The organism is Modestobacter sp. DSM 44400 (genome assembly GCF_900107175.1).
In the GTDB taxonomy this organism is placed as follows: Bacteria; Actinomycetota; Actinomycetes; order Mycobacteriales; family Geodermatophilaceae; genus Modestobacter.
The window spans coordinates 1-6,367 of the sequence record NZ_FNOZ01000097.1 but is presented as its reverse complement, the minus strand read 5'-3'; the positions used below and the strand labels follow the sequence as shown (position 1 = coordinate 6,367).

7 protein-coding genes and 1 pseudogene are annotated in these 6,367 nt (G+C 71.2%); 3 read left to right on the top strand and 5 right to left on the bottom strand.

What is annotated here, in order from left to right; all coding sequences use genetic code 11:
* Nucleotides 1-75: 75 nt before the first annotated feature.
* Together BLW04_RS24365 and BLW04_RS24360 are read left to right on the top strand one after the other, a co-directional pair.
* Nucleotides 76-831 (top strand): annotated as a pseudogene (locus BLW04_RS24365) (SAM-dependent methyltransferase); the annotation flags it as partial.
* A 162-nt stretch (nt 832-993) separates the two neighbouring features.
* A complete protein-coding gene (locus BLW04_RS24360; protein ID WP_091548121.1) occupies nt 994-1,389 on the top strand; it encodes a VOC family protein in 396 nt (131 codons plus the stop codon).
* 138 nt (nt 1,390-1,527) lie between these two features.
* Here BLW04_RS24360 and BLW04_RS24355 read toward each other — a convergent pair whose 3' ends face one another.
* The 5 genes from BLW04_RS24355 to BLW04_RS24335 all read right to left on the bottom strand — a co-directional run bounded on the left by BLW04_RS24355 (nt 1,528) and on the right by BLW04_RS24335 (nt 5,833).
* Complete coding sequence (locus BLW04_RS24355) at nt 1,528-2,043, bottom strand: class I SAM-dependent methyltransferase (RefSeq protein ID WP_217631254.1); 516 nt, start codon at nt 2,041-2,043, stop codon at nt 1,528-1,530.
* A gap of 96 nt (nt 2,044-2,139) precedes the next feature.
* Nucleotides 2,140-3,213: an FAD-dependent oxidoreductase gene (locus BLW04_RS24350; protein WP_175484274.1), complete on the bottom strand. Its 1,074-nt coding sequence runs from the start codon at nt 3,211-3,213 to the stop codon at nt 2,140-2,142.
* Between the two features lie 68 nt (nt 3,214-3,281).
* Nucleotides 3,282-3,992: a M15 family metallopeptidase gene (locus BLW04_RS24345; RefSeq protein WP_091548119.1), complete on the bottom strand. Its 711-nt coding sequence runs from the start codon at nt 3,990-3,992 to the stop codon at nt 3,282-3,284.
* A 167-nt stretch (nt 3,993-4,159) separates the two neighbouring features.
* Nucleotides 4,160-4,792, bottom strand: coding sequence for a LysE family translocator (locus BLW04_RS24340; RefSeq protein WP_091548115.1), 633 nt, complete (start codon nt 4,790-4,792; stop codon nt 4,160-4,162).
* A gap of 36 nt (nt 4,793-4,828) precedes the next feature.
* Nucleotides 4,829-5,833, bottom strand: a complete 1,005-nt coding sequence (locus BLW04_RS24335; protein ID WP_091548113.1) for a MerR family transcriptional regulator — start codon at nt 5,831-5,833, stop codon at nt 4,829-4,831.
* Between the two features lie 267 nt (nt 5,834-6,100).
* On the opposite strand from BLW04_RS24335, the gene BLW04_RS24330 reads away from it, so the two are divergent.
* A complete protein-coding gene (locus BLW04_RS24330; protein WP_091548111.1) occupies nt 6,101-6,319 on the top strand; it encodes a hypothetical protein in 219 nt (72 codons plus the stop codon).
* The last annotated feature ends 48 nt before the right edge of the window (nt 6,320-6,367 follow it).

Genomic DNA, 6,367 nt, shown 5'->3' with positions numbered 1-6,367 from the left:
GATTGACCTTCCGGCTGGTGTCGGCAAGACCGCGCTTGGTGTGGCGCTGGTCCGCGCGCAGGCCGGCGCCCTGACCGGTTGTTCGATGATCCCTACGCCGAGGCGTTCCTGGCCGCGGCACCACGGACCTTTGAGGTCGAGCAGCGTGCTTCGGCTACAAGAACCGATGGCATGGCCTCCTGGGGTGCCGCCTTCTGGTCCCACGCCGTCATCCGCACGCGGTTCTTCGACGACTACCTGCTTGCTGCGACGGCGGGCGGCATCCGTCAGGTCGTGCTGCTCGCTGCGGGGTTGGACACGCGCGCCTTCCGGCTGGCCTGGCCAGCCGGCGTGCACCTCTACGAGCTGGACCTGCCCGACGTGCTTGCTTTCAAGGAGCGAGTCCTGACCGAGCGCTCAGCGGCCGCGAGCTGCGAGCGCACGGCGATCGGCTTGGATCTACGCGAGGACTGGGCGGCTCCGCTGCGCCAGGCCGGGCTGGCTACCGGCGAGGCGACAGTGTGGCTGGCTGAAGGGCTGCTCATCTACCTGAGCGCGGACGAGGCAGCGAGGTTGCTCACCGAGATGAGTGCACTGTCCTCCCCGGGCAGTCGCGTGGCGTTCGAGGTCGGGAGCCTCGGGACCGACCCGATGCGCGCGCAGGCTTGGCAGGCGCCGGCGATGCAGCAGTACGTCCAGCTGTGGAAAGGCGGCCTGCCGGACGCGACCCGGTGGCTCGCCGAGCACGGCTGGACCCCGGAGGTCTCCGAGCGCGCAGCAGTTGCAACCAGCTACGGACGCATTCAACCCGAACCCTCCGCCGGAGGCTTCGTAGTGGCGACGCGGACCTGAGGGAACCGCATAGCACCGTCCCGATGGCTGGTGGTCTTCGAGACAAGATCACGGGCAGGCCGGTGCGGCCCTGCAGCGTCCGGTAGACGTTCGGCTATCGGTCGTCTTGCGGGACGGCTTGGTGGTTGGGCCTCGGCTGCGGGACCGGTCATGATGCGCCGCATGGCCAGCCGCATTGCCGTCATAGCCATCGACGCTGAGCAGCCACGGGCCATAGCTGAGTTCTGGTGCGCCGTGCTGGGCTGGCGGGTGACCGAGGTGGACGAGGACGGCATCAGCATCGCCCCACCCGACAGGTCCTGGCCGACGATCGACGTGTTCGCGGTCCCGGAGGGCAAGACGGTGAAGAACCGGCTGCACCTGGACCTGCGGGCAGACGGAATCAGTACGTCCGAGGAGTTGCAGCGCCTCCTGGACCTCGGTGCTCGGCGCGTCGATGTGGGTCAGACTCCCGATGTCAGCTGGGTCGTCCTGGCCGACCCCGAGGGCAACGAGTTCTGCCTGCTGGCCCGCTCTGTGCAGGAGCGGTCGTCGTCCACGCCTGCCGCAGACTCGTAGCGAGATCCTCAACTGGCCGAGGTGGTCAGGTGCTGTGGGCGGGCTTCTCCCACACGAGTAGGTAGCGCCAGAGCAGCAGCCGGCGCACCGTCACTCCCGGCAGAACCGCTGCGGCTTGGTAGCGAACCTGTCGGGTGGTCAGGACTGGGTCGAGGACAGGCATGGCCGCGATTGCAGGACCGGCGCCTCCGCGCGCAGGGGATGCCCAGTCACGGTGAGCGCAGCGCCGAGCAGGTGATGGTAGGCGGTGGCGGCCAGCTCGACGGGCACCTCGCGAGGGAGGTCGATGCGCGGGAGGGCGACCGCAGCGAGCACACCGCCAGGTCTCAGGGCAGTGGCCAAGCGGGACAGCGCCGGCGCCAGCGGCAGGTGGTGCAGGGCGCTCATGGACACGATTGCGTCGTAGGAGCCGGGAACCAGCGGATGGTCCAAGATGTCGGCCAGCACGCAGGTGACGTTGGTGGGCACCACCTGCCGGGCTGCCTGAACCATCACGGGGTCACGGTCGAGGGCATCGACGTGCGCGGCGCGCAGAGCCGCCTTGCTCGCCAGGGACCCGGCGCCGCACCCGACATCCAGCACGCGGCCGGTCCCTGCGGGCACATGGCGCAGCAGCAGCCGGTGGTAGTAGGCGTTGTGGTCCCAGGCGAGCACCGGCCAAGGATGCCGCTCCAGCATGTCCAGCTCCGCTGGAGGATCGCGATGCGGGACGGGGCGCGGCCGACGGGGACCGCAGCGAGCGCGATGATGTCAGCGGAGGCCCAGTCGGGACGCGGCGAACCGCTGCAGTGGCACCGGGGGCTCAACGTCAAGGGCGAGATCGGCTAGCAGCTCTCCGAGTAGCGGGCCGAACTTGAAGCCGTGGCCGGAGGTTCCGGCGCCAAGGACGATGCGACCGTGCCGGTCCAGGATGAAGTCATCGTCGGCTGTGGAGTCGTACAGGCAGCGAAGGCTGTCGACCAGCACCGGGGACAGTCCGGGCAGCAAATCCTCGGTGAGGGCGGTGAGCTCGGACAGCAACCCCGGGTCGTCCCGGTAGTCGGCGCTGGCCGGGTCGACGACCGGTCCGGCCTGATGCAGTCCCAGCTTGTACCAACCCCGCGCGGCCACCGGCAGCCCGTACAGCGGCCGCGGGCCATCGGCGACCACGATCGGCATGTCCAGCGGGCCGTCCACGGGCGCGTAGTAGCCGACCTGCTCCAGGGTCGCCGAGGTAGACAGCCAAACCGAGGGCGAAGCCAGCATGGAAGTCGCCGGACCCGCGCAGATGATCGCCACTGCGGCCGACCAGGTCCCGGCGGTCGTCTCCACCATCACCCGGTCGCCTTCGTCACGCACCGCTCGCGCGGCCACGTGCTCGTGCACGGTGAGTCTGCGGCGCAGCGCGATCAGCGCCCTGTCCGCCGCGAGAACTCCCGACGCGGGCTCGAAGATCACCGAACCGTCGGCGCGTACCCCGGGGAAGCGTTCGGCGGCCTCCTCGGCGGTGAGCTCTTCGACCGGGGCGCCGGCCGCGCGCAGCGTCGTCAACACGCTGTCCCGGCCTGGGCCGAGGGTCAGCTGACCGGTAGTCCGCAACAGCTCGACACCGGTCTCGGCCTCCAGCTCCCGCCACAGCCGTTCGGCCTGTTGGGCCATCTGTACGTACAGCGGGTCGGTGTATCCCAGGCGGAAGATGCGAGCGTCGCCTTTCGAGCCCGACCGTTCGTGCCCCACCCCGGCGGCCTCGAGCACGACCACCTCGCGGCCGCGGCGGTCAAGCGCCCGCGCCGCCGCCAGGCCAAGCAGCCCACCGCCGATGACGACCACATCCACATTCACCACGGCAGCTGATCCTCCGACACGCTCGCCGCGGCCGAACACCTGCTCCTGCCGACGGGTTGCCCATCCTGTCAGGGCGGGCGCGCCCACGCCGACCCGTCATCGATCTCTGACTGGTTCCGCCTGCCGGTGTTACGGCTCGGTCGGCCGTAGCAGGCGGCGGGGGCGCCGGTGACGGTGGCCCAGTACCGGTCACCGAAGGACCAGTGCCACCACTCGGTGGGGTAGTTGACCAGGCCGACGGCCTGCGGGGCGCGGATGAGGATGCTGCGGTTGCCGCGGGCGGTGCCGCTGATGTTGGCCGCCTCGGTGTAGCAGCCGCCGCCGCTGTCCTCGGGGGTGGCGTCGACCCGGGTGCCCATGTCGAGCTCCTGCCCGTCGCTGGTACACAGGGTCAGGTCGACCGCGGCGCCGGCGCAGTGCGGCGCCACGGCTGGTGGGCTGACGTAGCGGCTGGCGGCGGTGTCGAGCTGAGGATCGGTCCAGCCCGGATGAGTGGCGGCGAGCTTGGCCCGGTAGCCGGTGAAGTAACGCTGCTGCAGCTCCGGTGACCGGTACGCCTCGATGACCAGCAACGACAGCCCCTCGGGCAGCAGGGTTGTCGCCTCCTCGAGGCGGCCGGCGACGCCGCGGCGCAACCGGGCGAAGTGGCCCCGCGGGTCACGTTTGCGATCGTCGAGCCGCAGCGACGTGATCGTGTGCAGGTCGACCAGCGGTCCGCGGCAGTCCCGCACCGGCATGCTCGCCACGCGGGGATCGGCCATCAGCAGCAGGTCGCTCATGAGGTCGAGCCTGCCCGACATGTGGTCCAGGGCCGCGGCCGCGTGTCCGGGAAGGGATCCCCTCACGGGCGGCGGAGTTGTCACCTGCTCGTGTGATCGAGTCTCTTGCTTGCGGGTCGCGTGTGCCCGGGGCGCTCACCGTCCGCGCTGACATATGGCCCGAGCCGTCACCGGGCGATCACCACCGCGCCGGTGAGGGCGAGCAGCACCGCGCCGACCCGGTCGGCGACGCGTTTGCGGGAGGCGCTCAGCGCGGCGCGCACCCGGGTGGCCAGAGTGATGTAGGCGGCCGCGACGGCCGCCATGACCGCTGCCAGGACCACGCACAGCAGCAGGTACTCGTCCGCACCGACCCGTTGACCGCCGAGCACCGCGGGCAGCACCGCGATGTAGAACAGCAGCGCCTGCGGATTGCCGACGGTCAGCGCCGCTCCCAGCCCGATGCCGCGCCACCCGGTGCCCACCCGCGCCAGTCGGGAACCGGCCGCGGCCTTTCCGGTGGAGGTGGGAGGCGCGGCGCCGGCGCGGCGCCACAGGCGCACGGCCAGCCAGATGAGGTAGGCGCCGCCGGCGAGCTTGAGGACGGCGAACAGCGGACCGAGCGCGGCCGCCGCGGCAGCGACGCCGGCGACGGCTGCGGCCAGCAGCGCCAGTTTGCCCACGGTCAGCCCGACCGCGACCGTCCCGGCCGCGCGGGCGCCGCCGCTGAGGGCCCGGCTGAACAGCAGCATGGTGTCCGGCCCGGGCAGCGCCGCGGAGACGGCGAACGCCGCGGCGAACACGGCGAGGTCACGCCACACGCCGGCCTCGCGGCCTTGGCCGGGACCGGCGGCCGGTCATGAGCCGACCACAGGGTGGGTGCGGACCCAGTTCAGCACCTCGTCGGCGTGCCGGTCTGGCGGGAACACCGGGTAGAAGACGTGCTCGATCCGTGGGCCGTGCAGCAGCATCGTCAGCCGCTTGTACAGCCGCTGCGGCTGGCCCGAACCGGCGCCGGGCAGGACCTCGGTGGTGAACGTCGGCAGGCTCAGTGCGTCGGCGACCTGCAGCTGCGGGTCGGACAGCAGCCGGTAGGGCAGGTGCAGTCGGGCGACCAGATCCTGCTGGTACTGCGCCCGATCCGACGACAGCGCCAGCACCTTCTCGACCCCGGCAGCGTGCAGCTGGCCCAGGTTGTCCCGAAAGCTGCAGGCCTCCTGGCTGCAGCCGCGAGCGCCAGGGATTTCGTCCCAGCCGCGCGGAACGTCCACGCCCGGCTCGCCGGTCAACGGATAGACGAACAGCACCCACCGGCCATCGCACACCCCGTCCAGGCGCACCTGTGAGCCGTCGGTGGCGGTCAGCACCAGGCCGGGCAGCGTTCGGCCCGGCAAGTGCCGGGCCGCACCGTCATCCACCGGAGCTGGCAGCCCCTCGGGCAGCAGTGCCGGCCGGGGCAGCATGCCGTCGTCCTCTCGAGACGCGGCTGTGGCAGGCAGGGTGCGGAAACCGCGGCGCGCGGCCTGGCCCATCCGCTCACGCAACCGGTCCCGGGCCTGGGACAGTCGGTCGATCAACCCGTCGAGCTGGTCGATCTTGCGTTGGTACGCCGCGATGGACTCCGCGCAGTCATCGACGGCGTCGTGGCCGGCCCGCAGGCACTCCACGAACGGCTCGGCCTCCTGCGTGGTCAATCCCAGCGCCATCAGCTGCCGCAGCTCCGCGGCCGCCCGCACGTCCTCGTCGCTGTAGATTCGGTACCCATTGGCGCGCCGGCCCGGCCGCACCAACCCCAGAGCCTCGTAGTAGCGCAACGCCTTGACCGACACCCCCGCAGCCGCCGCTGCCTGTCCAGCCCTCACCCCGGACCACCTCCCTCACCAACACGCTAAAGCCGGCCCTCGGGGGACGGGTCAAGCCCAAGAGTCCACGACACCCAGCAGAGTGGCCCCGACACTGCTTCGCTTCGACGTCCCGTGGGCGGGCCACTGCCGCCTGCCGCTCAGTGTCCGGATGGGGGATCGTGCTACGGGAATGGCGCGGTCAAAGTCTCCGGTGCCTGGCCAATTACCGGGCCCGAGAGCTTTGGTTTATGCGCTCGTCGCGCGGTCGGGTGTGGCCCGCCGGCTTTGCACCGCCCAGAGCAGGGTGCCGAGGGCGAGGACGGCGGCGCCGGCGAACTCCGCAACGCAGCCCCCAAGCTGCTGCGCTACCGGCTGTTCCACCTGCCCGCCCGCCTCACCCGCGGGCAACGCAAACGGTGGCTGCACCTGCGCGCCGACTGGCCCGGGACCGACGACCTGATCGACACCTGGCGGGCGGTCAAGGCGCTGCCCGCAAGGTGCTGAGAGGATGTCCCGAGTTCCGTGGAACTTGGGTAGCGGCCCGGTGATCAT